At 73.7% G+C, this 25339-nt stretch carries 24 protein-coding genes and 1 riboswitch; of the genes, 5 read left to right on the top strand and 19 right to left on the bottom strand.

Features of this window, described 5'->3' with window-relative positions; translation table 11 throughout:
* Positions 1-10: 10 nt before the first annotated feature.
* Genes DB033_RS02210 through metF form a run of 4 tightly spaced genes read right to left on the bottom strand, consistent with a single transcriptional unit; the run spans position 11 to position 3931 of the window.
* On the bottom strand, positions 11-937 hold the full coding sequence (locus DB033_RS02210; protein ID WP_111765261.1) for an RluA family pseudouridine synthase: 927 nt from the start codon (positions 935-937) through the stop codon (positions 11-13).
* The gene (lspA, locus tag DB033_RS02205; protein WP_240615692.1) at positions 930-1472 is read right to left on the bottom strand and encodes a signal peptidase II; all 543 of its coding nucleotides are present in this window, start codon (positions 1470-1472) and stop codon (positions 930-932) included. Before lspA ends, DB033_RS02210 begins: the two co-directional genes overlap by 8 nt.
* Positions 1469-3001: a potassium/proton antiporter gene (locus tag DB033_RS02200; protein WP_111767168.1), complete on the bottom strand. Its 1533-nt coding sequence runs from the start codon at positions 2999-3001 to the stop codon at positions 1469-1471. The genes lspA and DB033_RS02200 overlap by 4 nt, the downstream gene beginning before the upstream one ends.
* Before the next feature lie 27 nt (positions 3002-3028).
* Positions 3029-3931: a methylenetetrahydrofolate reductase [NAD(P)H] gene (gene metF, locus DB033_RS02195; RefSeq protein ID WP_111765259.1), complete on the bottom strand. Its 903-nt coding sequence runs from the start codon at positions 3929-3931 to the stop codon at positions 3029-3031.
* 24 nt (positions 3932-3955) lie between these two features.
* On the opposite strand from metF, the gene DB033_RS02190 reads away from it, so the two are divergent.
* Positions 3956-4966, top strand: a complete 1011-nt coding sequence (locus DB033_RS02190; protein WP_111765258.1) for a polyprenyl synthetase family protein — start codon at positions 3956-3958, stop codon at positions 4964-4966.
* Here the strand turns inward: DB033_RS02190 and DB033_RS02185 are convergent.
* Complete coding sequence (locus tag DB033_RS02185; RefSeq protein ID WP_111765257.1) at positions 4963-6684, bottom strand: hypothetical protein; 1722 nt, start codon at positions 6682-6684, stop codon at positions 4963-4965. The two genes, DB033_RS02190 and DB033_RS02185, sit on opposite strands and share 4 nt — an antisense overlap.
* An 80-nt stretch (positions 6685-6764) precedes the next feature.
* Positions 6765-7100, bottom strand: coding sequence for an Rv2175c family DNA-binding protein (locus DB033_RS02180; RefSeq protein ID WP_111767167.1), 336 nt, complete (start codon positions 7098-7100; stop codon positions 6765-6767).
* 61 nt (positions 7101-7161) lie between these two features.
* Here DB033_RS02180 and pknB point away from each other — a divergent pair, with 61 nt between their 5' ends.
* Positions 7162-9363, top strand: a complete 2202-nt coding sequence (gene pknB, locus DB033_RS02175) for a Stk1 family PASTA domain-containing Ser/Thr kinase (protein WP_111765256.1) — start codon at positions 7162-7164, stop codon at positions 9361-9363.
* Between the two features lie 121 nt (positions 9364-9484).
* Here pknB and DB033_RS02170 read toward each other — a convergent pair whose 3' ends face one another.
* The 3 genes from DB033_RS02170 to DB033_RS02160 are packed head-to-tail and all read right to left on the bottom strand — an operon-like array spanning position 9485 to position 12159.
* A complete protein-coding gene (locus DB033_RS02170) occupies positions 9485-10888 on the bottom strand; it encodes a class II 3-deoxy-7-phosphoheptulonate synthase (RefSeq protein WP_111765255.1) in 1404 nt (467 codons plus the stop codon).
* Positions 10885-11397, bottom strand: coding sequence for a polyadenylate-specific 3'-exoribonuclease AS (locus DB033_RS02165; protein WP_111765254.1), 513 nt, complete (start codon positions 11395-11397; stop codon positions 10885-10887). The genes DB033_RS02170 and DB033_RS02165 overlap by 4 nt, the downstream gene beginning before the upstream one ends.
* Positions 11398-11400: 3 nt before the next feature.
* Positions 11401-12159 carry a lysophospholipid acyltransferase family protein gene (locus tag DB033_RS02160; RefSeq protein ID WP_111765253.1) on the bottom strand — a complete coding sequence of 253 codons (759 nt, stop codon included), beginning with the start codon at positions 12157-12159 and terminating at the stop codon, positions 11401-11403.
* A gap of 36 nt (positions 12160-12195) precedes the next feature.
* Between DB033_RS02160 and DB033_RS02155 the strand changes: the two genes are divergently transcribed.
* On the top strand, positions 12196-12714 hold the full coding sequence (locus DB033_RS02155) for a hypothetical protein (RefSeq protein ID WP_111765252.1): 519 nt from the start codon (positions 12196-12198) through the stop codon (positions 12712-12714).
* Between the two features lie 21 nt (positions 12715-12735).
* On the opposite strand, the gene DB033_RS02150 is transcribed toward DB033_RS02155, so the two are convergent.
* The 9 genes from DB033_RS02150 to DB033_RS02105 form a co-directional block, all read right to left on the bottom strand.
* On the bottom strand, positions 12736-13689 hold the full coding sequence (locus tag DB033_RS02150; RefSeq protein ID WP_111765251.1) for an ROK family protein: 954 nt from the start codon (positions 13687-13689) through the stop codon (positions 12736-12738).
* Positions 13676-14035 carry a hypothetical protein gene (locus tag DB033_RS02145; RefSeq protein WP_111765250.1) on the bottom strand — a complete coding sequence of 120 codons (360 nt, stop codon included), beginning with the start codon at positions 14033-14035 and terminating at the stop codon, positions 13676-13678. Before DB033_RS02145 ends, DB033_RS02150 begins: the two co-directional genes overlap by 14 nt.
* Positions 14032-15282, bottom strand: coding sequence for an ArsA family ATPase (locus DB033_RS02140; protein WP_111765249.1), 1251 nt, complete (start codon positions 15280-15282; stop codon positions 14032-14034). The genes DB033_RS02145 and DB033_RS02140 overlap by 4 nt, the downstream gene beginning before the upstream one ends.
* Positions 15279-15716, bottom strand: a complete 438-nt coding sequence (locus DB033_RS02135) for an SRPBCC family protein (RefSeq protein ID WP_111765248.1) — start codon at positions 15714-15716, stop codon at positions 15279-15281. The genes DB033_RS02140 and DB033_RS02135 overlap by 4 nt, the downstream gene beginning before the upstream one ends.
* 11 nt (positions 15717-15727) lie before the next feature.
* Complete coding sequence (locus tag DB033_RS02130; RefSeq protein ID WP_111765247.1) at positions 15728-16519, bottom strand: metallophosphoesterase family protein; 792 nt, start codon at positions 16517-16519, stop codon at positions 15728-15730.
* Between the two features lie 21 nt (positions 16520-16540).
* Positions 16541-17722: a C40 family peptidase gene (locus DB033_RS21580; protein WP_157970459.1), complete on the bottom strand. Its 1182-nt coding sequence runs from the start codon at positions 17720-17722 to the stop codon at positions 16541-16543.
* Positions 17723-18034: 312 nt separating this feature from the next.
* Positions 18035-19156, bottom strand: coding sequence for a glycosyltransferase family 4 protein (locus tag DB033_RS02120; protein WP_111767166.1), 1122 nt, complete (start codon positions 19154-19156; stop codon positions 18035-18037).
* Between the two features lie 35 nt (positions 19157-19191).
* A complete protein-coding gene (locus DB033_RS02115) occupies positions 19192-20439 on the bottom strand; it encodes a C40 family peptidase (RefSeq protein WP_157970458.1) in 1248 nt (415 codons plus the stop codon).
* A gap of 20 nt (positions 20440-20459) precedes the next feature.
* Positions 20460-20672: riboswitch (cyclic di-AMP (ydaO/yuaA leader) on the bottom strand.
* Positions 20673-20889: 217 nt separating this feature from the next.
* A complete protein-coding gene (locus DB033_RS02105) occupies positions 20890-22170 on the bottom strand; it encodes an NYN domain-containing protein (protein WP_111765243.1) in 1281 nt (426 codons plus the stop codon).
* 69 nt (positions 22171-22239) lie between these two features.
* Between DB033_RS02105 and DB033_RS02100 the strand changes: the two genes are divergently transcribed.
* Both DB033_RS02100 and DB033_RS02095 read left to right on the top strand, forming a co-directional pair.
* Complete coding sequence (locus tag DB033_RS02100) at positions 22240-23973, top strand: DEDD exonuclease domain-containing protein (RefSeq protein ID WP_111765242.1); 1734 nt, start codon at positions 22240-22242, stop codon at positions 23971-23973.
* Between the two features lie 12 nt (positions 23974-23985).
* Positions 23986-24261: an Lrp/AsnC family transcriptional regulator gene (locus DB033_RS02095; RefSeq protein ID WP_111765241.1), complete on the top strand. Its 276-nt coding sequence runs from the start codon at positions 23986-23988 to the stop codon at positions 24259-24261.
* Positions 24262-24300: 39 nt separating this feature from the next.
* Here the strand turns inward: DB033_RS02095 and trpD are convergent, their stop codons facing one another.
* Positions 24301-25314 carry an anthranilate phosphoribosyltransferase gene (gene trpD / locus DB033_RS02090; protein ID WP_111767165.1) on the bottom strand — a complete coding sequence of 338 codons (1014 nt, stop codon included), beginning with the start codon at positions 25312-25314 and terminating at the stop codon, positions 24301-24303.
* Between the last annotated feature and the right edge of the window lie 25 nt (positions 25315-25339).

Here is a 25339-nt window from a genome sequence, read left to right as displayed (position 1 = left end):
TCCTACGACCTTACGGAGTCGCCAGGACAGTCAGGGCATGCTGCAGGTCGGCCGGGTAGGGCGCGTCGAACTGCACGTGCTCGCCACTCCCGGGATGGGTGAAACCGAGCGCGAACGCGTGCAGCCACTGCCGGCTCAGGCCGAGCCGGGTGGCGATCGTCGGGTCCGCACCGTAGGTCAGATCGCCCACCAGCGGGTGCCGCAGGGCCGACATGTGCACCCGGATCTGGTGGGTGCGGCCGGTCTCCAGGTGGATCTCCAGCAGGGTCGCCGACGGGAACGCCTCGAGGGTGTCGTAGTGGGTGACGGAGTCCTTGCCGCCCGCGACGACCGCGAACTTCCAGTCCGACTTGGGGTGCCGGCCGATGGGTGCGTCGATGGTGCCGGTCGACGGGTCCGGGTGGCCCTGACAGATCGCGTGGTAGATCTTGTCGACGGTGCGCTCCTTGAACGCGGCCTTGAGGGTCCGGTACGCCCGTTCGCTCTTGGCCACCACCATCGCGCCGGTGGTGCCGACGTCGAGGCGGTGCACGATGCCCTGCCGCTCGGCGGCGCCGGAGTCGGCGAGCCGGATGCCGCGGGCGGCCAGCACCCCGGTGACGGTGGCGCCGTCCCAGCCGGGCGAGGCGTGCGCGGCGACCCCGACGGGCTTGTCGATGACGACGATGTCGTCGTCCTCGTGCAGCACGGTGAGTCCGGAGACGTCGGCGGCCGCCATCGTGGAGACCGGCTTGGGGCTGGGCAGCGTGATCTCCAGCCAGGAGCCGGCGACGAGGCGGTGCGAATTGGGCACGGTGGTGCCGTCGACCAGCACGTCCCCGGCGTCCACCAGGCCGGCGACGACGGTCCGGGACAACCCGAGCAGCCGGGCCAGCGCCGCGTCGACCCGCTCACCGGCCAGTCCGTCGGGGACGGGCAGGGAACGCAGGTCAGACATCGGCATCCTTGTTCTTCGAAGTGTCCCTGGAGCGGGTGCCGTCCAGATCGATCCCCAGCACGAGTGCGGTGAAGACCAGCAGGATGCCGCCGACGGTGATCGCCGAGTCGGCCACGTTGAACACCGGGAAGTACTCGGCGTTCGGGCCGAACACCGACACGTAGTCCACGACGTGGCCCTGCAGGAAGCCGGGCGAGCGGAAGATCCGGTCGATCAGGTTGCCGATCGCGCCGCCGAGGACCAGCCCCAGGCACACCGCCCACCAGGTGGACCTGAGCTTGGGGGCGATGCGGATGATGTAGACGACGACGCCGATGGCGATCAACGCCAGGATCCAGGTCATCCCGGTGGCCATCGAGAACGCCGCTCCGGGGTTGCGGATCAGCGAGAAGTACACCAGCCCGCCGAGGATCCGCGGCTGCTCGGCCGGCGGGGTCGTCTCGTCGAGGGTGGCGACGGCGATGATCTTGGTGACCAGGTCGAGCGCGATGATCGTCAGGGCCAGGGTCGCCAGCAGACGCACGCGGGATTTCACCTGCCCAGTCTCCCAGAGTTCGGCGCCTCCCCGGACGGATCGTCGCGGGATCCGGACCGGACGTCACCGCGGTCACCGAACCAGGTGGCCAGCGCACCGCCGCGGCCGATGGCCCGCAGCCGCCGTTCGGTCACCTCGAGCACCTTCTCCGGGACGACGACGAGCAGCTGGTCGCCGACCTGCAGCCGCAGCTCCCCCGACAGCCGCATCGACCGGCCGTCGCGCAGCACCAGCGAGACGGTGGCCTCGGGCGGCAGCCGCAGCTGGTCGAGGTAGACGCCGTGCATCCGGGACCCGGGCGGCAGCCGGACCTGCAGCAGCTGGGCGTTCATCTCCTCCAGCGGGGACGCGTCGACCTCCACCTCGTGCGCCTCGCCGAGCTGCAGCACGCCCAGCCGGCGGGCCACCCAGGGCAGTGTGGTCCCCTGCAGCAGGGTGAAGATGACCACGACGATGAACACCGTGTCGACGAGCCGCACCGACGCCTCGTCGTTGCGCTGCATCAGCGGGATCATCGCCAGCACGATGGGGACCGCCCCGCGCAGGCCCGACCACGACAGCATCGCCTGCTCCCGCCACGGCAACCGGAACGGCACCGCCGCCGCGATCACCGACAGCGGCCGGGCCACCAGCAGCACGATCAACCCGACGCCGATGCCGGTGAGCAGCACCCCGGGCAACCGTCCGGGGTCGACGTAGAGCCCGAGCATCACGAACAGCCCGATCTGGGCGAGCCAGCCCAGCCCCTCGGCGAACGACAGCGTGGCCGCCCGGTGCGGCAGCCGGGAATTGCCCAGGATCAGCGCGGCGAGGTAGGTGGCCAGGAAGCCGGACCCGTGCAGCGTCTGCCCGGCCGCGTACGCCCCGCACACCACGGCGATGGTGGCCAGCGGGTACAGCCCCGCCGCGGGCAGCGCACCACGGCGCAGCAGCCAGGCGCCGCCGAACCCGAACCCCGCCCCGACCGCGGCGCCGATGCCCAGCTCGGAGACCACCAGCAGCGGGTCGGTCCAGTGCAGCGGGTCGGGGGCGGACAGCAGCAGCACCGCGATGACCACCGGCGCGTCGTTGAGGCCGGACTCGAGTTCCAGGGTGGCGGCCAGACGTGACTTCACCCCGATGCCGCGCAGCACCGAGAACACCGCGGCCGCGTCGGTGGAGCTCAGGACCGCACCCCAGAGGAACGACATCCGCCAGTCCAGTCCGAGCAGGAAGTGCACCCCGACGCCGGCGACCCCGATCGACACCACGACCGAGACGGTCGACAGCGCGATGCCCAGGCCCAGCGCGGGCCGGACGTTGCTCCACCGGGTGGTCAGGCCGCCCTCGGCCAGGATGAAGACCAGCGCCCCCAGCCCGACCTGCTCGGTGAGCAGGGTGCTGGCCGGCGTGTTGCCGAACTGGATACCCAGCCCGGTGGCCAGCAGCACGCCGATGCCCAGGTACAGCAGCAGCGACGGGAGTCCCAGCTTCCGGGAGAACCGGATGGCGACCAGAGCCAGAAGCAGGACCAGGGCGCTGATCCCCATGGCGCGTTCCAGCGTCTGTGCGTCCACTCAGCCCGGCACACCGACGCGCGACGTCAGGCCCAGGTTGTCCAGCACCGCGAGCGTCGACCGCGAGCGGTTGAGGGTGTAGAAGTGCAGGCTCGGCACGTCCTCGGGCAGCAGCCGCTGCGCGATCTCGGTGGCGAACGCGATCCCCTCCTGGCGGACCGCGGCCGGGTCGTGGGAGAGCGGCTCGAAGCGGTCGATGATCGCCTGCGGCACCTGCTGGCCGGCCAGGGTGGCCATCCGGAAGATGCCCTTCCACGAGGTGATCGGCATGATGCCGGGCAGCAGCGGGACGGCCGCCAGCGCCGGGTCGTGCGCGGCCACCTTGTCGCGGAGCCGCAGGTAGTCGTCGGCGGTGAACAGCATCTGGGTGATGGCGAAGTCGGCGCCGGCGCGCAGCTTGGCCAGGTAATGGCGGGTGTCGCTGTCGGCGTCCGGGGACTTCGGGTGCATCTCGGGATAGGCGGCCACCCCGACGCAGAAGTCGCCGAGCGAGCGCACCAGCCGGACGAGGTCCGCGGCGTAGTCGAGCCCGCCCGGGGTGGGCACCCACTCGCCCTGGACGTTGCCGGGCGGGTCGCCGCGCAGGGCCAGGATGTTGCGCACCCCGACGTTGGCGTACGAGCCGATCACGTGCCGCAGCTCGGCGACGGTGTGGTCGACCGCGGTGAGGTGCGCGACCGGCAGCAGCGAGGTCTCGGCCGCGATCCGGCCGGTCACCCGGATGGTGCGGTCGCGGCTGGAGCCACCGGCGCCGTAGGTCACCGAGACGAAGGCCGGACGCAGCGGTTCCAGCTCCCGGATGGTCCGCCACAGCTGGATCTCGGCCGCGTCGTCCCGGGGCGGCATGAACTCGACGGAGAACGTGGGGCCGCCCGCGGCGAGGCGGTCGCGGACTGTCTCCATGAGCGCTCAGCTTACTGTGGCACGGTGATCCGACCCGCCAGCACCCGCTCCGCGCTCCCCGACGGCGACATCCTGGACGCCGTGCTGCGCGGGGAACTGCGGCGCCGCCGCGCCGACGTCGCCGCGGTCGACGAGCGGCTGCTGCCGCTGATCGACCGGCTGCTGCGGTTCGCCTCGACCGGCGGGAAGCGGCTGCGGCCGCAGTTCCTGTGGTGGGGGTGGCGCGCGGCCGGCGGCGATCCGGACGGGCCCCGGGCGCAGGCGGCGTGGGCGTCGGCGGCGTCGCTGGAGCTGATCCAGGCCAGTGCCCTGGTGCACGACGACATCATCGACAACAGCGACACCCGCCGCGGTGAGCCCAGCGTGCACGTGTCCGTGGGGGTCAACCCGGCCATCCTGCTCGGCGACCTGGCGTTGGCCTGGGCCGACGACCTGTTCACCGACGGTGCGGTCGCCCTCGGCTCGCCGGCCGCGGCGTTCGCGGCGTGGCGGGGCATGCGGACCGAGGTCATCGCCGGGCAGTTGCTCGACCTGGCCGCGGACGGCTCGGCCGCGGACGCGCGACAGGTCAACCGCTACAAGACGGCGGCCTACACCGTCGAGCGGCCGCTGCACCTCGGCGCCGCGCTGGCCGGTGGGTCGGCGGAACTGGTCACGGCGCTGCGCGGCTACGGCGTGCACCTCGGTCAGGCGTTCCAGCTGCGCGACGACCTGCTCGGGGTGTTCGGCGACAGCGCGGTCACCGGCAAGCCGGCCGGCGACGACCTCGTCGAGGGCAAACGCACCCTGCTGCTGGCCACCGCCCGGGACCGGCTGGCCGGCGCCGACCTCGCCGAGCTCGACGCCGGGCTGGGTGATCCCGCCCGGGTGCAGCGGCTGGTCGCGCTGGTGGCGGCGTCCGGGGCCCCGGAGGTCATCGAGGACGAGATCGGCCGGGAACTCGCGGCCGGGCTGGCGAGCATCGCCGAGGTGCCCGAGCCGGCCCGCACCGCCCTGACCGAACTCGCCGGGATGGCCACCGCCCGGACCCGCTAGGCGGCGTCCAGGCTCCACAGCCGGACGGCCCCGGCGCCGTCCGGACCGGCGTAGTCGACCGCGGCCACGAAGGTCAGCGGCGAGGGCATCAGGCCGATGTCGCAGGCGGTGTCGGTCAGCACCCAGCGCACCCCGGACGCCCGGGCCAGCCGCGGGTCGAGGAAGCCGTCGCCGATCCCCTTGCCGAGCACGTACAGCGGCGCCGGGGTGTCCGGCCAGGCCAGACCGCGGTTGAAGTGCGCGACCCGCCCCGTCCAGGCGGGCTTGAGCAGCAACGGGTCCAGGCACGGACCGGCCAGGACCAGGCCGTCCTCGTCGCCGACCCGCTCCAGCACCTGCACCGCCGCGGTGAGCTGCGGGGTGTCGAACGCGACGTAGCCCTCCCCGGTGACGTGGCTGCGCCACAGCAGGAAGTCCGGGAACGCCGCGGCCACCAGACCGGCGACGGCGACGGTCGCGGCCACCAGCAGCCGCCGCCGGGGTGGCGTCCCCCGCACCCGGCCCGACCACGACCGGACCAGCACCCACGACCCCACCGGCACGGCGACCGCGGCCAGCAGCGCGAACGAATTGAGGTACATCCGGTAGGGCTCCTGGTCGGCGCCCCACAGGTCGTTGGTGGCGGCCACGAACCACGCGGCCGCGCCGCCGCCGGCCACGGCGACCCACAGCGGTTCCCGTCGGCGCAGTCCCGCCACCAGGATCAGCACCAGCGGCAGCAGCACCGGGCCGGCCGCGACCAGGCCGTCCAGCGGACGCACGGACAGGTCGTTGGCGTTGCCGGTGCGGAAGCTCAGGAACGCGTCACCGCCGAGGATGCCGGCCAGCGTGAGCACGACCTGCGGCGCGGCGGCCAGCCCGTACCCGAGGACGGCGAACAGCACCGTCCGGCCGACCTGCCGCCACAGCAGGAACAGACCCGGCAGCGCCGGGGTCATCGCGAGCACCAGCAGCACCAACGGACCGGTGACCGGCAGCACGACGTCACCCGCCGCGAACAGCAGCACCAGCAGCGCCGCGGTGGCGACGAGCCACGGCCGGCGGCGGGGGTGGTGCCACAGACCCCAGGCGGCGCCGGCGGCGGCGATGGCGTAGGAGACGATCAGGAACGAGTACGTCTGCACCGCCGACAGCCCGCCGACGACCACGCACGCCGCGACGGCCACCGTGACCGCGGCCCGGCCGCGGATCCGGCCGGCGGCCACCAGGATCAGCGCCAGCACCGCCATCGTGCCCAGCGCCATCGCCGTGTTGTCGCCGTTGAGGGTGAACACGGACGCGAACGGTCCCCACAGCACCGCGTGCGCACCCTGCTGCCAGAACCAGGTGTCGCCGCCGTACCGCAGGTTCGCCAGCGTCCCCACGACGAACGGCACGAACCCGAGGAGGCCCGCCCACCAGCGACGGGTCAGCAGCACCGCGGTCAGCCCGATGGCCACGACCAGCAGCACCTGTACGGTCAGCCCGACGACGGTCCACGCGGTGGCGGCGGTGCTGCCGGTCAGCCGGGCCACGGTGCCGAGGAACTGGTAATACAGCCGCGGGTAGTAGATCGACCCGGTCTCGGTGAACGGCTCCAGCGACGCGGTGGTGCCGGCCGACCAGTCGGTGGCGATGGCCAGGTAGGCCAGCTGGTCGGGCACGTAGTAGTCGCGGAAGGTGCCGGCCGTCCACCCGGGGACGCCGAGCATCATCCCGGCCTGCGCGTACAGGTGCACCGCCGCGGCGACGACCAGGGCCAGGGCGGCCTTCCACCGGGCCGGTCGCGGCAGCGCCGCGGGCCGCTCCGGCGTCGCGGTCAGAATCCCGCGGCCTGGGCGCGGCGCTTGATCTCGGTGCCGCGGTTCTCCCGCAACGCGTCGATCGGCCGGCCGGGCAGGCTGTCGTCCGGCGTGAACAACCAGGTGATGATCTCGTCGTCGTCGTAGCCGGCGTCGGTGAGCAGGGTGATGGTGGCCGGCAACGACTTCACCACCTGACCGTCGTGGACGAACTCGGCGGGGATGACCCGGACGCCGTCGCGGCGGACGGCGAGCACGGCCCGGTCCTTCACCAGCTGGTGGACCTTGGTGATGCCGAGGTCGAGGGCGATCGCGATGTCGGGCAACGGGACGAACGTGGGATCGGAGGACACCGCCACAGCCTGTCATCCGGCTCGCCCGATCACCAACGCCCCGCCGTTAGGATCGGTCCTCATGGAAGCGGGCCGCCCGGCGGAGACGACGACGCCGGACGGTCCCCGGTCCACCGTGCTCGACGGCCGGTACCGGCTCGGTGCGTTGATCGCCCGGGGCGGTATGTCGGCGGTGTACCGGGGCGTGGACCTGCGCCTCGACCGGCCGGTGGCGATCAAGATCCTCAAGGACGACCTCGTCCGGGACCCGACCTTCCTGGCCCGTTTCGACCGCGAGGCCCGAACCGCGGCCGCCCTGCACCACCGCGGCATCGTGGCCGTGTACGACCAGGGCCGCGACGGCGACACCGTGTTCCTGGTGATGGAGCTGGTCGACGGCGGCACCCTGCGCGACCTGCTGACCGAGCACGGCGCGATGAGCGTGCCGGTGGCGCTGTCGATCCTGGAGCCCGTGCTGTCGGCCCTGGGCGCGGCCCACGAGGCGGGGCTGGTGCACCGCGACGTCAAGCCGGAGAACGTGCTCATCTCCACCCGCGGCGAGGTCAAGGTCGCCGACTTCGGGTTGGTCCGAGCGGTCACGTCCACGACGGTGGCCACCGGCGACGTCATCCTCGGCACCGTCGCCTACCTCTCCCCCGAGCAGGTCTCGACCGGGTTCTCCGACGCCCGCTCCGACGTCTACTCCGCGGGCGTGCTGGGGTTCGAGATGCTCACCGGGCGGCCGCCGTTCGACGGCGGTACCGCGCTCAGCGTGGCCTACCAGCACGTGCACGAGGACGTGCCGGCCCCGTCGACGCTGGCCATCGGGGTGCCGGCGCCGTTGGACGAGATCATGGTGCGCGCGACCGCCCGCAACTCATCGGACCGCCCGGCCGACGCCGCGGAGTTCCTGTCTGAACTGATCCGGATGCGCGCCCGGCTGCTGATCCGCCGGGTGCCGGTCCCGGTGCCGACCCCGGCGCGGCCGGCCCACGCCACCCGGGTGATGCCCGCGGCCCGGCCCCGGACCGACGGCGACACCGACAGCGGCCGGGTCGCCGACCGGCGCGACACCGGACCCGGCGCCGGCGACACCACCTTCCTCACCACGGCGACCCCGCCGCAGCGGCAGACGGCACCGGTCGCCGACGGCGCGACCCAGGTGGTCGCCCGGCGCCCGGAGCCGGCGGAGCCGCAGCGTCGCCGCCGGCGGCGTCGCGCCTGGATCATCGGCGTGGTCGTGCTGCTGCTCGCGTCGGCGGCCGGCGTCGGCGGCTGGTGGTTCGGCAGCGGCCGCTACACCACGGTGCCGACGTTGGTCGGGCAGGCCCGGGAGTCGGCGGTGCAGACGGTGGAGTCGGCCGGCCTGGTCGCGGTGGTCAGCGAAGCCCACGACAACCGGATGGCGGCCGGCCGGGTGGCCGCCGTCGACCCCGCCGAGGGCGCCCGCGAGCTCCGCGGATCGGAGATCCGGCTGGTGGTGAGCACCGGGCGGCCGGTGGTACCGGCGATCGAGGCCGGTACGGCTCCGGACGACGCCGAGACCGCCCTGACGGCCGCGGATCTCACCGTGACCAGGGACGAGGCCGCGGCCGTCTTCGACGCCGAGGTACCGGCCGGCGCGGTGGTGCGCACGGAGCCGGCCGCCGGCACCGCACTGGACATCGGGGCTCCCGTCACGCTGGTCGTGAGCAAGGGCGCCGAACCCGTCCCGGTGCCCGCGGTCACCGACAAGACCGTCGTCGACGCCGAGAACGCGCTCAAGGTGGCGGGTTTCGGCATCGGGACGCAGGTCGACCAGTTCGACCCCGAGCGGCCCGCGGGCACCGTGATCGGCACCCGGCCGGCCGCCGGGGAGACCCTCGCCGCGGGAGCGACGGTGCAGCTGGTGGTCAGCAGCTCGCTGGTGGTGCCCGACGTCGTCGGTTCCAGCCAGGCCGACGCGACGGCGACGCTGCAGGGCGCGAAACTGACCGTGACGGTGGGGCCGGCCCAGTTCGACTCCGACGTGGACGGCGGCGACGTCATCCGTACCGACCCGGCCGCCGGGACGCTGGTGGACCCGGCGGCGTCGACGGTCACCGTCACCGTGTCGAACGCGGTCACGATGCCCGACGTCCGGGGCCGCAACGTGGACGAGGCCGGCGGTCAGCTGACCGGAGCGGGCCTGTACGTGCAGGTCACGTCGTTCTTCGGGCTCGGCTCGACGGTGCAGTCCCAGGATCCCGCACCGGGCACCCGGGTCGAGCCGGGTGCCACGGTGTCGCTGAACACCTTCAACTGAGGGCCGTCAGGCGGCCGGGGCGGCGACGGTCGGCCGCGGAGCTTCCCGGCGACACCGCGGGCGGACGCGGGCCGGGGACACGAGCGCGGCGCGGCCCCGCAGGACCGACCACACGGGGACGTCAGCTGCGCAGCATCTCCGCGACCAGGAACGCCAGCTCCAGGGACTGCTGCACGTTCAGGCGCGGATCGCAGGCGGTCTCGTAACGGCCGGCCAGGTCGGCGTCGGAGATCTCCTGGGCGCCGCCGAGGCACTCCGTGACGTTGTCACCGGTCAGCTCGACGTGGATGCCGCCCGGGTGCGAGCCGAGCTCGTTGTGCACCTCGAAGAAGCCCTGCACCTCGTCGACGATGCGGTCGAAGTGCCGGGTCTTGTAGCCGGTGGACGCCTCGTGGGTGTTGCCGTGCATCGGGTCGCACTGCCAGACGACCTTGTGTCCGGTGGCCTCGACCTTCTCGATGATGGGCGGCAGCAGGTCGCGGACCTTGCCGTTGCCCATCCGGGAGATGAGGGTGATCCGGCCCGCCTGGTTGTCGGGGTCGAGCCGCTCGACGTACTCGACGGCGTCGTCCGGCGTGGTGCTGGGGCCGATCTTGACGCCGATCGGGTTGGCCAGCAGCTCGGCCAGCGCGATGTGCGCGCCGTCCAGCTGCCGGGTGCGGTCGCCGATCCACAGGAAGTGCGACGACAGGTCGTAGAGCTGGGCCTCGACGGGCTTGCCATCGGGACCCCGGTCGACCAGCCGCAGCAGCGAGCGCTCGTAGTCGATGAGCAGCGCCTCGTGGGAGGCGAAGACCTCGACCTCGTGCAGCGAGTGCGAGTCGACCCCGCAGGCGCGCATGAAGCGCATCGCGCGGTCGATCTCGGTGGCGACCCGCTCGTAGCGTTCGCCGGCGCGGGAGGTCAGGACGAAGTCCTTGTTCCACTCGTGCACCGTCGACAGGTCGCCCATGCCCGAACCGGTCAGCGCGCGGACCAGGTTCATCGCCGCGGACGAGTTCGCGTAGGCCCGGATCATCCGGGTCGCGTCGTGCCGCCGGGCCTCCGGGTCGGTGTCCAGGGAGTTGATGATGTCGCCGCGGTAGGACGGCAGCCCGAGCGCGTCGATGTTGGACGAGCGCGGCTTGGCGTACTGGCCGGCGATGCGGGCGACCTTGACCACCGGCAGCGACGCGCCGTAGGTGAGGACCACGGCCATCTGCAGCAGGGTCTGGATGTTGCCGGTGATGTGCGGCTCGGTGTTGTCGGCGTAGGTCTCGGCGCAGTCACCGCCCTGCAGCAGGAAGGCCTTCCCGTTGGCGACGTCGGCGAGCTTGAGCTTGAGCCGGTCGATCTCCAGCGGAACGGTGATCGGCGGCACCGCCTCGAGGACGGCCCGCACCGCCAGCACCTGGTCCGGGTTGTCCCACTGCGGCTGTTGGGCGGCCGGCTTGGCCAGCGCGGCGTCCAGCTGGGCGCGGAGACTGCCCGGGAGGGGCGGCAGGGTCGGCAGGATGTCTGCCGGGATGTCGACTTTCCAGTTCACGCCGTCGAGACTATCGCCCGCCACCGCGCCAGGTTGACCTTGGCGTCGGCCAGCGCATGGTGCTGGTCACGCCCGCCGTCGGGGACCGGAGGGTATCCCGCGTCCTCCCAGTACTGCCGCAATTCTTTGGTGAACCGGGGGATGAACCGCGGCAGCGCCGTCATGTCCCCCCACAGCTGGGCGAGCACGACGTGGTCGTAGGCGGCGTACCAGGCCCACAGCTCGGGGTCGCCGTCACCGGCGGACAGGAAGGCGGCGACCTCGTCGCGGATCGTGGTGCGGCTGCGCCAGGCCGGGTCCTGGATGGGCGGCAGCTTGTCCAGCACGTTGCGCTGCACCCACTTGCCGGCCCGCATCGGGTCGAAGCCGGTGGAGATCGCGTAGTACTCACGGCCGTCCTCGCAGACGATGCCGATCGAGACCAGCTCGATGGTGCGGCCGTCCTCGATGAACTCGGTGTCGTAGAAGTACCTGCAGGAGCGGCGGCTCTCAGGTGGACGCTGGGGCACCCGTCAGCTCGCGCGCGTGCCGGGGAGCCGGGTGATGGTGCCCGGACCGCGGCCCTCGACGACCTCGGCCTCGGCCTTCGCCCGGGCCTCCAGGTCCGCCTTGACCTTCGCCGCGTACACGTCGACGTACTCCTGCCCGGTCATCTCCATCAACCGGTACATGATCTCGTCCGTCATGCTGCGCTCGACGAAGCGGTCACCAGCCATGCCCTCGTAGCGGGAGAAGTCCAGCGGGCGGCCGATCTCGATGCGCACCTTGGACGGTCGCCACATCTTCGACCCGATGGGGTTGATCCGCCCGGTGTTGAACATGGCCACCGGGATGACCACGACGCCGGCTTCCAGCGCCATCCGGGCGACCCCGGTCTTGCCCTTGTAGAGCCGACCGTCCGGTGAACGGGTGCCCTCCGGGTAGATGCCCAGCAACTCCCCGTCGCGGAGCAGCCGGATGCCGGTGTCCAGGGCGTCCTGGGCGGCGTTGGCGCCGGTGCGGTCGACCGGCACCTGGCCCATGCCGAGGAAGAACTGCTTCTTGAACCAGCCCTTGAGGCCCTTCTCGGTGAAGTACTCGGACTTCGCGAGGAAGGTGACCCGGCGCTTGATGTGCAGCGGGAGGAAGAAGGAGTCGGCCACCGCGAGGTGGTTGGAGACCAGGATGGCGCCACCGGTCTCGGGGATGTGGGCGGTCCCCGAGATCTTCGTCGGGAACAGCAGCCGCAGCAGGGGGCCGATCAGCACGTACTTCATCACGGCGTAGAACACCGGGTCACACTACAACGGCCGTGAGACGATGGCTGTGTGGCAACCGCAGAAGAGGACGACATCGCGGCGCGCTTCGCCGCGATCGTGTCGCCCATCGCGTCGACGATGAACTGGGACCCGCACACCGACGTGCGCTCCGACGACGCCGTCGCCGACGAGGAACGGGCGCGGGAACGCGCCGAGGCCGAGCGTGTCGCCACCGAGGCCCGCGAGCGCGAGTTGCGCCGGGAACGCCGCCGCGAGGAGCGTGCGCGCGAACTGGCCGAGTACCAGGCGGAGAAGGCCGAACTCGAGTCGGCCTACAACTCCGACGACGACCACTTCACCCCGCCGGAGCCGCCGCCGCTGCCCCGGCTGCGGCCCGCCACCCTCGGGGCGGTGCTGCTGATGCTGGCCGGTCTCGTGCTGATCGTGTTCCCGACGCTGCTGGTCATCGACACCCAGCTGACCATGGTGGTCGGGCTGATGCTGCTGACCGGTGGTGCGGTCACCCTGGTGTCACGGCTGCGGGCGCACGACGACGACCTCGAGGGGCCCAACGGCGCCGTGCTGTGACCCGGGTCGCGCCGGGGCGGGTCAGTGGTGCGGGTCCCGCGCGAGCAACCCGGCCCCGACCATCGACGCCGTGTCGTGCAGGTGCGCGGCCACGACCTTGGGCATCGGCCGGTAGCCGGCCCCGGTGACCAGCTCGCCGAGACGGTCCTCGGCGGCGGGCAGGAACAGGTCGGCGATGCTGGACACGCCACCGCCGATGACGATGACCTCCGGATCGAAGACGTCGATGGCCAGGGCCATGCCCCGGGCCAGCCACTCCCCCAGGTCGTCCACCGCGGCCAGCGCGGTGGGGTGACCGTCGCGCGCGGCCCGGCCGACCAGCTGCCCGGTGATCGGGCCCGGGGCCTCCATCCCCCGCTCGGCGGCGGTCTGGGCCAGCGCCGTGCCGGAGCAGTAGCGCTCCCAGCAGCCCACCTTGCCGCACGGGCACGGCCGGCCCCCCGGGACCACCGTGATGTGGCCCAGCTCCGGGGCGACCCCGAACGCGCCCCGGTAGATCCGCTCGCCGACGATCAGGCCCGCGCCGATGCCGGTGCCGAGCGCGATCAGCAGGGCCACGTCGGCGCCGACGGCCGCGCCGATGCGGTGTTCGGCCCAGACGGCGGCGTTGACGTCGTGCTCCATCACCACCGGCAGCCCGAGCCGGTCACCCAGCCGCGACGGCACCCGGCTGTCGCGGTAGGCCAGGTGCGGCGCGAACATCACGCTCTGCCGGTCGGCGGTGATGAAACCGGCGACCGCGAGGCCCACCGCCCGCACCGGGTGCCGTTCGGCGAGCTCGGAGATCACCGCGACGAGGGCGTCGTCGGTCGCGTCGGTGGTGTCGGGCGTCGGCGCGGACAGGGTGTCGACGATCCGCCCGCTGCGGTCGATGACGGCCGCCTTGATCGTGGTGCCGCCGATGTCGACTCCGACGGTGTGCGCGGGCCCGCGGTCGCGGACGGCGGCGGGGTCGGCCGGGTCATGTGATGTCAATGCGCTGCACCGATGCTGGAGAAGGGGCGGGTGAGGAGGACGACGACGGTGCCGACGGCGGAGGGAACGGGTGGTCCAGATACTGCCGCACCGCACCGACCACCAGCAGCGCACCCTGCGCGAGTTGCGCGGACAGTTCCCGGTGGTCGGCGAGGTGGTTCAGCGCCGCGCAGAGCGGGCAGCCGGTGCAGCGCGGCGGGTGCGGCGGGGTCGCGTCGGCGGGTGCGGTGTCCGGGTCGGCGCCGGCGGGGACCCGGGCGGCCGCGGCGAGCTTGTCGGCGAGCACGTCGAGCAGGGCCCGTGCCTCCACCGCGAGGCTCTGGTGCCCGGTGCGGTCGTCGGTCATCGGGCTCCCACCAGGGCGTCCGGCCAGCGGGCCGGGTCGGGCACGAACGCGACGACCAGCGCGTCGTCGCGGAAGCTCGCGCCGGTGGCGGTGCACCGCTGGAGCAGGGACGGCAACGCGATCCGGCGGCGGTGCGACCCGACGGTGATCACCAGGTCGTCGCCGGAGCGGGTGAGCTGCACCTGACCCCGGTCGGCCAGCGGCAGCGGCACGGTCAGCCGGTAGTCGCCCTGCCCGCCCGTGACCTGCAGACCGATCCGCGCGTCGTCGGGACCGGGCAGCGGGTCCCGGTCGCCGTACACCTCACCGGCCAGGGCGGTCAGCGCGGCGACGCCGACGGGCTCCGCCGCCCGCAGCTGCGCGTGCAGGACCGGCAGCCCGGCGAACGATTCGGCCACGGCCGTCAGGCCGCGGCGCTGGCCCTCCCGCAGCCGCGCCGCCCAGGTCCCGTCCGCCTCCGCGGGCAGCAGCCGGTTCACCACGACCGCGCCGACCCGGTACCCGTGCAGCGACAGCGCGGTGTAGGCCCGCCGGGCCTCGGCCAGCACCACGTGCTCGGCGGTGGTCACCACGGTGACCCCGCTGCCCGGTGCGGTCAGCAACGCCCGGGCACTGGTCAGCCGGGTCAGCAGGTCGCTCAGGGCGTCGCGGACCTCGCCGTCCGGGCCGGTCGTGAGACCGCCGCGGCCCCCCAGGCCGGCGGCCAGCGCCCGCAGCAGCCGCTGCGGCGCCCCGAACAACCGGTCGGCGTAGAACGACAGCGTCTCCGGGAGCGCCAGCAGCCGCAGGGTCTCCCCCGTCGGCGCGCAGTCGACCACGATCACGTCGTAGGCCCCGGACGCCGCCCGCTGCTGCAGCTCGAGCAGGGCCACGATCTCGTCGGCGCCGGGCAGCACCACGAGTTCCTCCGCGGTGACCTCGGCGACGCCGCGGGCGGCGAGCACGCCGACCAGGTACTGCCGGATCTGCGACCAGCCCGCCTCGAAGCGGCCCTGGACGTCGACCTCGGCGGCCGACAGCCGCGGCGCGAGCACCGGGTCGACCACCGAGGGTTCCCCGCTCAGCGGCGTCCCCAGCACGTCCGACAACGAGTGGGCCGGATCGGTGGACAGCACCAGGGTGCGGTGGCCCGACGCGGCCGCGGCGACCGCGGTGGCGGCGGCGAGGGTCGTCTTGCCGACCCCGCCCTTGCCGGTGAACAGCAGCGTCCGCGGCCCGTCGACGGCGGCTGCGGTGGTGCCGCTCACGCGCTCTCGACGCGTCTGCGCAGCTCTTTGAGGGCGGTGTCCAGGATCGACCGTTCGGCCTTGCGGCGCAGTGGGCCGATCAACGGGATCGAGGGCTCCACGTTGAGGCTGTAGGTGACCTCGGTGCCGTCGGCGACCGGGGTGAGCCGGTAAGAACCCCGCTGCGACTTCTGCAGCGAGCCCGACACCAGCGTCCAGCTGACCGACAGCCCGTCGGGCGCCCAGGTGTAGGCGAGCTCGTAGGTGTCCTTGAGCAGCCCGGCGTCCATGACGTACTTCACCTGACGGGCCCGTCCGGGCTCACCCGGCACGGTGACGTCGACCGACTTGATGGCGCCCGTCCACTCCGGGTACGACGCGAAATCGGCGATCACGGCCATCACCTGAGCGGGGTCGGCGTTGATCACGATCGATTGGGTCGACAGGTCAGGCATGTCCGAAAACACTACAGCGCGAGCAGGTACGGCCGGGCCGACCGCTGGAAGTGCCCGACGTTGACGCACTCGGTGCGGCCGCGGCGCAGCCGGGCGCCGATGGGCTGGTGGACGTGGCCGGACAGCGCGTACCGCGGGCGGTGGGTGTCGATGTACTCGACCAGCCCGGGACCGTACATCTCCAGCCGCGCCGGGACGGTGTCGTAGCGCAGGGTGGTCAGCTTCGGCGGGATGTGGGTGCACAGCACGTCCACGGCCGGCAGCGCGGCCAGCGCGACCCCGAAGTCGGCGGCGGACCGGACGAACGGCTTCCACGGCGAACCGGTGTCGCGGACCACCGACCCCGGCCGGGTCGAACCGCCGCCGACGAACCCGAAGACGGCGCCGTCGATCGTGCGGGTCTCGGCGTCCAGTGCCTGCAGGTGCGGCGGCGCGACCTCGGCCCAGGCGGCGGCCACGTCGACGTTGCCCAGCAGCACCAGGGCGTTGTCCGGCAGCAGCTTCACGACGTGCTCGTAGCGGTCCACCACGATGTCGTGGATGGCCCGGGCCGGGTCGGCCACCCGGGACCACAGCTGCTGGTTGTAGTCGTGCAGCGCGGCGAAGTCGCCGCGGGTGCGCATCCGCACGAACGGCCGGACGAGTTCCTCGCCGAAGACGGCACCGAGGATGCCGCCGGCGGGGTCGTGGTAGTCGACGTAGTCGAGCAGGTCGCCCAGCACCAGCAGCAGGTCGGCCGCGTCGGCCGCCCGGGCGAGGTCGTCGAAATTGCCGTGGACATCGGCGACGACGGAGATCAGCACCCGGTCGAGGCTAGCCGAGGGTCAGCGCGGCACCCGGTGCCCGGTGGCGTTCGGGCCGGCCTTCTCCATCGCGATGACCTTGACCGGGGTGCCGGTGGTGGACGCGTGCAGCAGCAGACCGTGACCGATGTACATCCCGACGTGGGAGACCGGCGAGTAGAAGGTCACCAGGTCACCCGGCTGCAGCTGGTCCATCGGGACCGACGGCAGGGTGGCCTGCTCGGCGCTCGTCCGCGGGATGGTGACGCCGGCCTGCTGCCAGGCCCACAGCATCAGACCGGAACAGTCGAACTCGTCCGGACCGACCGCACCCCACACGTAGGGCATCCCCCGGCGGGTCAGGGCGGCGGCGACGGCGATGCCGGCGGCGGTGTCCGGGGCGGCCGAGACCGCCATCGCGCTGAGATTGTTCTCGGTGATGCCGGCGGCGGCCCGGGCGGCGGCCTCCCGGTCGACCTTGACCTGGGCCTCGGGCGAGAGGTTGGAGTTCTCGAACGCCTCGATCGCCTCGCCGCGCTCGGCGACGGTGAGAGCCGAGTACACCTGCTCGTACCGCACGATCTCGGCCCGCATGGTGACCTGGCGGGCGGCGACGTCGGCCGCGGCCTGCTCGGCGGCGACCACGGCGGCCGCGGCCTCGGCGGCGGCCCGGTCGGCCTGCGCGCGGGTCGCGTCGGCGGCGGCCTTGGCGGCGTCGGCCACCGAGCCGGCCTGCTGGGCGGCGGCCATCGTGGCGAGCGTGTCGCCGGCGACCTGGTCCAGCGCGGTGACCTGGTCCAGGTAGTCGTCGGCCGAGTCGGCGGTGAGCAGGGACGACAGCGAGCTGAACCGGGCGCCCTTGAGGCTCGCGTTGGCCACGGCGTCCAGGGTCGGGCGGAACGCGGCGACCTGGGCGTCGGCGGCGGCCACCTGGGCGTCGGCGGCGGTGACGGCGGCGACGGTCGCCGCGGCGGCGCTCTGCGCGGCAGCGGCGGCGGCCTGCCGGTCGGTGACCTGCTGCTGGGCGGTCAGCACCGCCTGGTTGAGCTCCTCGACGCCGTGCGCGGCGTCGATCCACGCGGTCTTCGCGTCCTCGGCGGTGGTGGGCGGCGCCGGCGGGGCGGCCGGCTCGGCCAGCGCCGGACCGGCGACCAGCAGCGCGCCGGCGAGGGCGGCGGCGGTCAGGGTGCCGGTGGTGAGGTGCAGCAGTCGCGAGCGCGCCACGGAGGCGGTCCCTTCGGATCGGCCGCGGTCCCGGAGTGCGCGGGCGTCCGACGGCACGCGCCGGGATCGGCCGTCGGCGATCGCAGGGATCGGACCGGCGGCACCCGGAGCGGGGGGCGTCATGGCGTGTCCGCGGTCGCGGCGGCGGCCGCGTCCACACGAGCGGTCAGGCCTGTCCCGCAGCAGCGGCCGACAGGCACCACACCATCGATGTCACGATCAGATTACGACGGCACCCATGAGGGTTCAACGATCACGGGCCGTGACACTGGTCTCGGACGGCCGACGGACGGCGCGCGGCGGCTTCCGGGCTCAGCCGAGGAGTTCCACCAACCGGCGCCCGGACGCCGCCCAGGTCCAGTCGTCGGCGACCCAGCGCTGACCGGCGGCGCCGTAGCGGCGGGCGCGGACCCGGTCGGTCAGCAGCGTCCGGCACGCCGCGGCCACGGCGGCCGTGTCCCGGCCGTCGACCACCTCGCCGGTCATCCCCGGGCGGACCGTCTCGGGAGCTCCGCCGGAGTCGCCGGCCACCACGGGCAGACCGGCCGCGGCGGCCTCGAGGAAGACGATCCCAAGACCTTCGACGTCCAGCCCGCGGCCGCGGGTGCGGCAGGGCATGGCGAAGACGTCCCCCGCCGCGTAGAACCCGGCGAGGTCGTCGGCGGGCACCTGTCCGGTGACGATGACGTTGTCCTGCACCGCATGTCGCGTGGCGAGGACGCGCAGCCGGGCCTCGTCGGACCCACCGCCGACGATCAGCAGCAGGGCGTCCGGGCAGCCGGCGAGGACCTGCGGCCACGCCCGGATGAGCACGTCCTGACCCTTGCGCCGGACGAGCCGGGACACGCAGACCACGACGGGTCGGTCGCCGATCCCCCATCGACCGCGCAGGGCCGCGCGTCGTGCCGGGTCCGGCCGGAACGCCGCCGCGTCGACGCCCGGCGGCAGGTGTTCCAGGGCCGCGTCGGCGCCGAGGGCGGCGGCGATCCGGGACCGGGAGTAGCGGCTGACGAACGTGATGACGTCGTTGGTACGGCCGATCCGCCGGAGCAGCTGCCGCGACCCGGGCAGCATCGACCAGCCGACCTCGTGGCCGTGGGTGCTCGCCACGGTCCGTTCCACGCCGTGCCGGCGCAGGGTCGGGGTGAGCAGCGCCAGCGGCGCCGCGGCGCCGTACCAGACTGCGGTGAGGCGGTGCTCGGCGATGAGCCGGGCGGCGGTGCGGGCGACCGACGGCACCGGCAGCATCAGCGACGTGGGGTGCCGGTGCACCGGGTAGGGCTGGGCGGCGTCGAACTCCGCGGCTCCCGGCCACGCCGGGGCGTACACGACGAGATCCGCCGCGGGCAGGTGGCCGGCCAGTTCGTGGACATAGGACTGGATGCCACCCGCCCGCGGCGGGAAGTCGTTGCTGATCAGCAGGGTGCGTCGCATGGTGGCGACCAACCTAGCCGGTCAGCGTGGGGCTGCTAGCCGACGCGGTGGCCGCTGGCGTTCGGGCCGCCGTAGTTGACCGAGGTGACGTAGACCGGCTTGGACGAGGTCGAGGCGTGCACGATCTGGCCGTTGCCGATGTACATCGCCACGTGGTGGACCGGCGAGTAGTAGGTGACGAGGTCGCCCGGCTGCAGCTGGTCCATCGGCACGGACTGCAGTCCGGCCTGGCCGCCGGAGGTGCGCGGGATGCTCACACCGGCCTGCTTCCAGGCCCACGAGGTGAGGCCGGAGCAGTCGAACTGGTCGGGGCCGGCGGCACCGAAGACGTAGCGGGAGCCGACCTTGGACAGCGCGGCCTCGACGGCGATCTGGGCCTTGGCGTTCGGCGCGCTGACCGCGGGGACCGCGGCCTTCGGGGCGGCGCCGGAGCTGGGGGCGGCACTGGCACTGGTGCCGGCGACCGCGACCTCGGCGGCCGGGGCGTTCTCGACGGCCGGCGCGGCGGCCGCGGCGGCTGCGGCGGAGGCTGCGGCGGCTTCGGCCTCGGCGGCGAGACGCGCCTGCTCGGCCAGGATCGCGGCTTCCCGCTCCTGCTCGGTCAGCTGGTCGTACAGGGCCTGGTACTCCGCGACCTGGGCGTCGAGCGCGGTCTTGGAGGCGGCCAGGGTCTGCTGGGCGGTGACCGCGTCGGCGTTGGCCTGGACGGCGGCCCGCTGGGCGGTCTCGGCCTCGGTCTTCTTGGCGTCCACGGCGAGCGCGGCGGCGTCGGCGGCGGTCTTGGCGTCCCGCGCCTCGACGAGCATGTCGCTGGTGTCGCCGGCGACCCGGTCCAGGGCGGTGACCGAGTCCAGGTAGTCGTCGGCGGAGTCGGCGGTCAGCAGCGACGAGAGCTCGCTCATCCGGGCACCGCGGAAGCTCGCGTTGGCGAAGGCGCTCAGCTTGCCCGAGTAGGAGTCGACCACGGCCTGGGCCTGCGTGCGCTGCCCCTCGGCGGTGCCGACCGCGGCGGTGGCGGCGGCGACCGCGGCGTCGGCGGCGGTGACGGCGGCGGCGGAGGCGTCCACGGCCTCGGCGGCCTGCAGCGACTGCTCGTTGAGCGCCTCGGCCTGCTGGCTGGCCTGCAGCCACAGCTCCTTGGCACCGGCCGCCGTAGAGGGCACAGAAGGCTCGGTCGTGGTGGTGGGATCGGCGGCGGCGGTGAGGACCGGAGCGGCACCGAGAGCGAGGGTGGCGGCCGTGGCGACGGCCAGGACAACGACACCACGCCTGAAGCGGGACACAGCGAACAAGGGGGGCGAGCCTTTCATCCTTTGGCCGCCTACCGAGTTAGCTGACGGATTCGGGCCAAGGAAGTAGCCCTACCCCCACACCGTGCGCACGCCCGTCAGGCCGTGTCCTGCGCACCGGGCGCAGCCACGACGATCACGGCGGATACACGGAGTGAGCGATTCACCCCAGTAACACCTGGTTCCCCGGTTCGACGCCCGACACGTCGATTCGGCGGTGTCCCGCGGAGCCGCCCGTCTGGGCCGCGTCGTCCGCAGGTCACGATGAGGTTACGACAGACGATGCATCGACGCCAGTGACGTTGCCTCCGGTGTGGACAGGTCTGTGTCTCACCCCGCGGAACCCTGGCACCACCAGCACAAACCGGTGATCTTGTGATCGAGTTCACTCATTCGGCCGCGTGTGGCGTGGGCGCGAACGATGCATGCGCATGAGGTCGGTGGCTACCCGCGGGGTTCGGTACCGAGCACGGACAGCAGGGCGGCCGGCGCCACCGTCCGGGCGCCCGCGCGTCGCACCGAGTCGACGATCTCCCGGTCCGCGGTGACCACCAGGAGCACCCGGCCCTGCGGTTCGGCGGCGACCAGGCGCCGGATGACGTCGTCGGCGGTGACCCCCGCCGGCGAGTACAGCACCCGGATCCCGCGGAAGTTCATCTGCGGCACGACGACCGACGCCCCGTCGAACACCACGGTGACCTCCGGTCCCCCGGCCGGTGTCGTCACCGTCAGGGCGGACAGCGAGCGGACCAACCGGTCGCGCTGCTCGGCGAGCGTCAGCTGCGGCCACGCGGACTTGGTGACGTTGTAGCCGTCGACCACGAGGTGCGCCCGCGGCATCGCGAGAAGTCCGGTGAGGCTCGCGGTGTCGCCGACCGGGGCGAGCGCCGGAGCGCGCAGGGCACCGGCCACCCGCTCCGCCGGGTCCGGCCCGCCGGCGGTCAGCTGCCACTCGCGGCGCAGGCCGCGCGAGGCCTGCTCGACGGTGTCGAGCAGCAGTTCGACCCGGCGGTGGGCGGCGTCGCGGTCCGAGCGGTCGGCCGCCCGCGTGGTCTCCAACTGCTGCTGGAGCCGGTCGGCACGGGCCTGCTCCTCGGCCTGCCGGTCGCGGGCGTTGCGCAGTTCGGCCACCGCCCGCTCGTGGGCCACCCGCAGCACCTTCAGCTCGGCGCCGGCCTTCTCCTCGGCGGCCGCCGCGGCGTCGCGGGCGGAGCGCAGTGCCGATCCCTGGTCCCGCAGGCGCTGTCGGAGCCGGTCCACCGCCTCGGTGTCGACCGGGTGCGGCGCCGGCTCGGCGGGCGCCGCCGCCGCCCTGGCCCGGGCGACCGGACGCCGGGCGGCGGTGAGCTCGGCGGTCAACCGGGCGACCTCGGCGCGCAGCGCCGCGACCTCCCCGGAACCGGGCCGGGCACCCTCGACCTCGGCCAGCAGATCCACCGCCGCCGGGTGGTCCCACAGCTGCGCCGCCGCGGCCCGCTCGGCCAGATCCCCGGTCCCGGCCGGGTCGACGCCGCGCGCCCGGACGTAGCGGGCGACCTCGGCGCGGAACCCCGCGTCGGCGTCCAGCGCCTGCAGCAGGGCCGCCGCTCCCAGGGACGCGCGACGGGCGGGCCGGAACCGGGCCACCGGCCGCAACGTGGCCGGCACCCGCTCCGGCGGCAGTGTCCTGAGGGTGTCGGCGGCCCACCGCAGCAGGGGCCGCTGGACGGCGTCGGGAAGGGTCATGGCGGGAGGTCGGCCTTTCGAACGTGTGTCGCACCTGCTCTGTCGGTGGTGATCCCTACGGTATCCACCGTGACCACCGGCGCGACCCTCCAGCAGGCGTTCTCCGACCTCGGGGAGCCGCTGTCCGACGTGACCTTCGTCGTCGTGGACCTGGAGACCACCGGAGGGTCGGCCAAGGACGCCGACGGCATCACCGAGATCGGTGCGGTCAAGGTCCGCGGCGGCGAGCGGCTCGGCGAGTTCGCGACCCTGGTGGATCCCGGCCGGGCCATCCCCCCGCAGATCACCATGCTGACCGGCATCACGAACGCGATGGTCTACGACGCGCCCCGCATCGAGGCGGTGCTGCCCGCGTTCCTGGAGTTCCTCCGCGGCGCCGTGCTGGTGGCCCACAACGCGCCCTACGACGTCGGCTTCCTGCGGCACGCCTGCGCCCGGCACGGGCTGCGCTGGCCGGCGCCGGCGGTGCTGGACACCGTCCAGCTGGCCCGCAAGGTGCTCACCCGCGACGAGGCGCCCAGCGTCCGGCTGGGGGTGCTGGCGCCGCTGTTGCACGCGACCGTCACCCCCGACCACCGCGCCCTGCACGACGCCCAGGCCACCGTGGACGTCCTGCACGCCCTCATCGGCCGGGTCGGCTCGTTGGGCGTGCACACCCTGCCCGAGCTGATCGACGTCACCAGGGACCTCACACCGGCCCGCCGCCGCAAGCGCCACCTCGCCGACCGGCTGCCGTCGGCGCCCGGGGTCTACCTCTTCCGCGGCCGCCGGGACGAGGTGCTCTACGTCGGCACGGCGACCGATCTGCGGCGTCGGGTGCGGTCGTACTTCTCGGCGGCCGAGACCCGGGCCCGGGTGAAACAGATGGTGACGCTGGCCGAGCGCGTCGACCACGTGCGCTGCGCGCACCCGCTGGAGGCCAACGTCCGCGAGCAGCGGCTGATCGCCGCCCACCAGCCGCCCTACAACCGGCGGTCGAAGCAGCCGGCCAAGGCGTCCTGGATCACCCTCACCGACGAGGCCTTCCCCCGGCTCAGCATCGTGTCGTCGCCCGACGGCCCGGCCCGCAGGGCCGAGCGGGTGTTGCTGGGGCCGTTCCGCACCCGCGCGGCCGCCGAGCAGGCTCTCGAGGCGGTGTCGAGCGTGCTGCGGCTGCGCCGCTGCAGCCAGCGCATCCGGCGACGCAACCCCGACGGCACCCCGTGCGCGCTGGCCGAACTGGGACGCTGCGGTGCGCCCTGCGCCGGCCGCGAGTCGGTGGAGGACTACGCCGCGCACGTCCGCGACTTCGCCGACACCGTAGCCGGGCGGCCCACCACGGTGGTGGGCCGGCTGCTGGAGCGGCTGGACCGGCTGGCGGTCGCCGGCCGGTTCGAGGACGCGGCGCTGCACCGCGACCGGACGGTCGCGCTGGTCAAGGGATTGCACCGCCGCCAGCGCCTGGGCGCGCTCGCCGCGGTGCCGCAACTGGTGGCGGCGGCCCGCGACGGCAGCGGCGGGTGGTGGCTCGTGGTCGTCCGGCACGGCCGGCTGGCCGCGTCCGGGCACGCTCCCTGCGGGGTGAACCCGATGCCGGTGATCGACCTGCTGGTGGCCTCGGCCGAGACCGTGCTGCCGGGCACCGGACCGCTCCCGGCGTCGGGCGCCGAGGAGGTCGGCACGTTGCTGCGCTGGCTGGAGGCCCCCGGCGTACGGCTGGTGCAGCTAGACGGCGAGTGGTCGTCGCCGATCGGCGGAGCGGGGCGCCACCGGTGGGCCCTCGACCGGCCCGACCGCGCCCCGGGCGCGGCGTGGCGGCAGTGATAGACATGACCGATGATCACCGTCATCGTGATGATCGAGGTCGAGGCCGACCTGATCCCGGAGGCCGCCCAGCGGATCGCCGACCTGCCCGGCGTCGACCAGGTGTACTCCTGCGCCGGCGACGTGGACCTGGTGGTGCTCGTCCGGCTCCCCGACCACGAGTCGATCGCCGATCTGGTGCCGGGTCACATCAGCAAGGTGCCCGGGGTGAAGCGCACGACGACCCACATCGCCTTCCGCTCGTACGCGAGCCGGGACAGCGAGGACGCCTTCTCCATCGGCGGCTGACCGCACCGCGAGCCGGCCGAAGCCGCGACGGCGGTGCCGTCAGGCGGGCAGAGCCGCGGCGGCCTGTTGCGAGACGGCGATCCAGCGGTCCAGCAGCGTCGCGGCCCGGCCGCTGGTGAGCGCCTCCCGGGCGGCCACCAACCCGGCCGCGAGATCGGCCTCCAGGTCGTCGGTCAGCCCGCGGTGTGCGGCCAGGGCCGCGGCGGCGTTGAGCACCACCGCGTCCCGCACCGGCCCGGTCTCCCCCGCCACCAGCCGGCGCACCACGTCGGCGTTGAACGCCGCCTCGCCACCCCGCAGGTCGTCGGCGGTGGCCGGCGCGATGCCCAGCCGCGCCGGGTCCACCGAGGTGACGTCCACCACGCCGCCGCGCACTCGCCACACCGTCGAGGTGGTGGTGGTGGTCAACTCGTCCAACCCGTCGTCACCCCGGAACACCAGCGCCTCGATGCCCCGGACGGCCAGGACGTCGGCCATCAGCGGCGCCAGCGGCAGACTGCCGCAGCCGATCGCCGCGGCGGCCGGCTGCGCCGGGTTGGTCAGTGGGCCGAGGATGTTGAAGAAGGTCGGTACCCCGAGCTCGCGGCGCGGCCCGGCCGCGTGCCGCATCGACGGGTGGAACGCGGCCGCGAAGCAGAACCCGATGCCCACCTCGCGGACGCAGCGCTCGACCGCGGCCGGGCTCAGCCCGATCACCACGCCCAACCGCTCGAGCACGTCCGCGGCCCCGGTCATGCTGGACGAGCCGCGACCGCCGTGCTTGACCACGGTGGCGCCCGCCGCGGCGGTCACCACGGCCGCCATCGTGGAGATGTTGACCGAGTTGGAGTTGTCCCCGCCGGTGCCGACGATGTCGACGGCGCGGGCCGGCACGGTGAACCGGCGCGCGTGCGCCAGCATCCCGTCGGCCAGCCCGCTGACCTCGACCGCGGTCTCGCCCTTGGCCCGCAGGGCGACGGCGAAGCCGGCGATCTGCGCGCCGGTGGCCTCGCCGGCCATGATGCGTCCCATCGCCCAGGTGCACTCGTCCGCGGTGAGGTCGCCGCCGGCCATCAACCGCCGGAGCAGGACCGGCCAG

The sequence above is a fragment of the Nakamurella deserti genome (assembly GCF_003260015.1).
Classification (GTDB): Bacteria; Actinomycetota; Actinomycetes; order Mycobacteriales; family Nakamurellaceae; genus Nakamurella; species Nakamurella deserti.
This window is presented reverse-complemented; position numbering and strand designations above follow the sequence as displayed.

What these genes read in the sequence shown, in the direction of transcription:
- metF (WP_111765259.1), bottom strand. Translation starts at nt 3,931, where the DNA reads ATGGAGACAGTCCGCGACCGCCTCGCCGCGGGCGGCCCCACGTTCTCC.
- DB033_RS02200 (WP_111767168.1), bottom strand. Translation starts at nt 3,001, where the DNA reads ATGGGGATCAGCGCCCTGGTCCTGCTTCTGGCTCTGGTCGCCATCCGG.
- DB033_RS02210 (WP_111765261.1), bottom strand. Translation starts at nt 937, where the DNA reads ATGTCTGACCTGCGTTCCCTGCCCGTCCCCGACGGACTGGCCGGTGAG.
- pknB (WP_111765256.1), top strand. Translation starts at nt 7,162, where the DNA reads ATGGAAGCGGGCCGCCCGGCGGAGACGACGACGCCGGACGGTCCCCGG.
- DB033_RS02120 (WP_111767166.1), bottom strand. Translation starts at nt 19,156, where the DNA reads ATGCGACGCACCCTGCTGATCAGCAACGACTTCCCGCCGCGGGCGGGT.
- DB033_RS02095 (WP_111765241.1), top strand. Translation starts at nt 23,986, where the DNA reads ATGATCACCGTCATCGTGATGATCGAGGTCGAGGCCGACCTGATCCCG.
- trpD (WP_111767165.1), bottom strand. Translation starts at nt 25,314, where the DNA reads ATGGCCGGCGGCGACCTCACCGCGGACGAGTGCACCTGGGCGATGGGA.
- DB033_RS02145 (WP_111765250.1), bottom strand. Translation starts at nt 14,035, where the DNA reads ATGACCGACGACCGCACCGGGCACCAGAGCCTCGCGGTGGAGGCACGG.
- DB033_RS02135 (WP_111765248.1), bottom strand. Translation starts at nt 15,716, where the DNA reads ATGCCTGACCTGTCGACCCAATCGATCGTGATCAACGCCGACCCCGCT.
- DB033_RS02105 (WP_111765243.1), bottom strand. Translation starts at nt 22,170, where the DNA reads ATGACCCTTCCCGACGCCGTCCAGCGGCCCCTGCTGCGGTGGGCCGCC.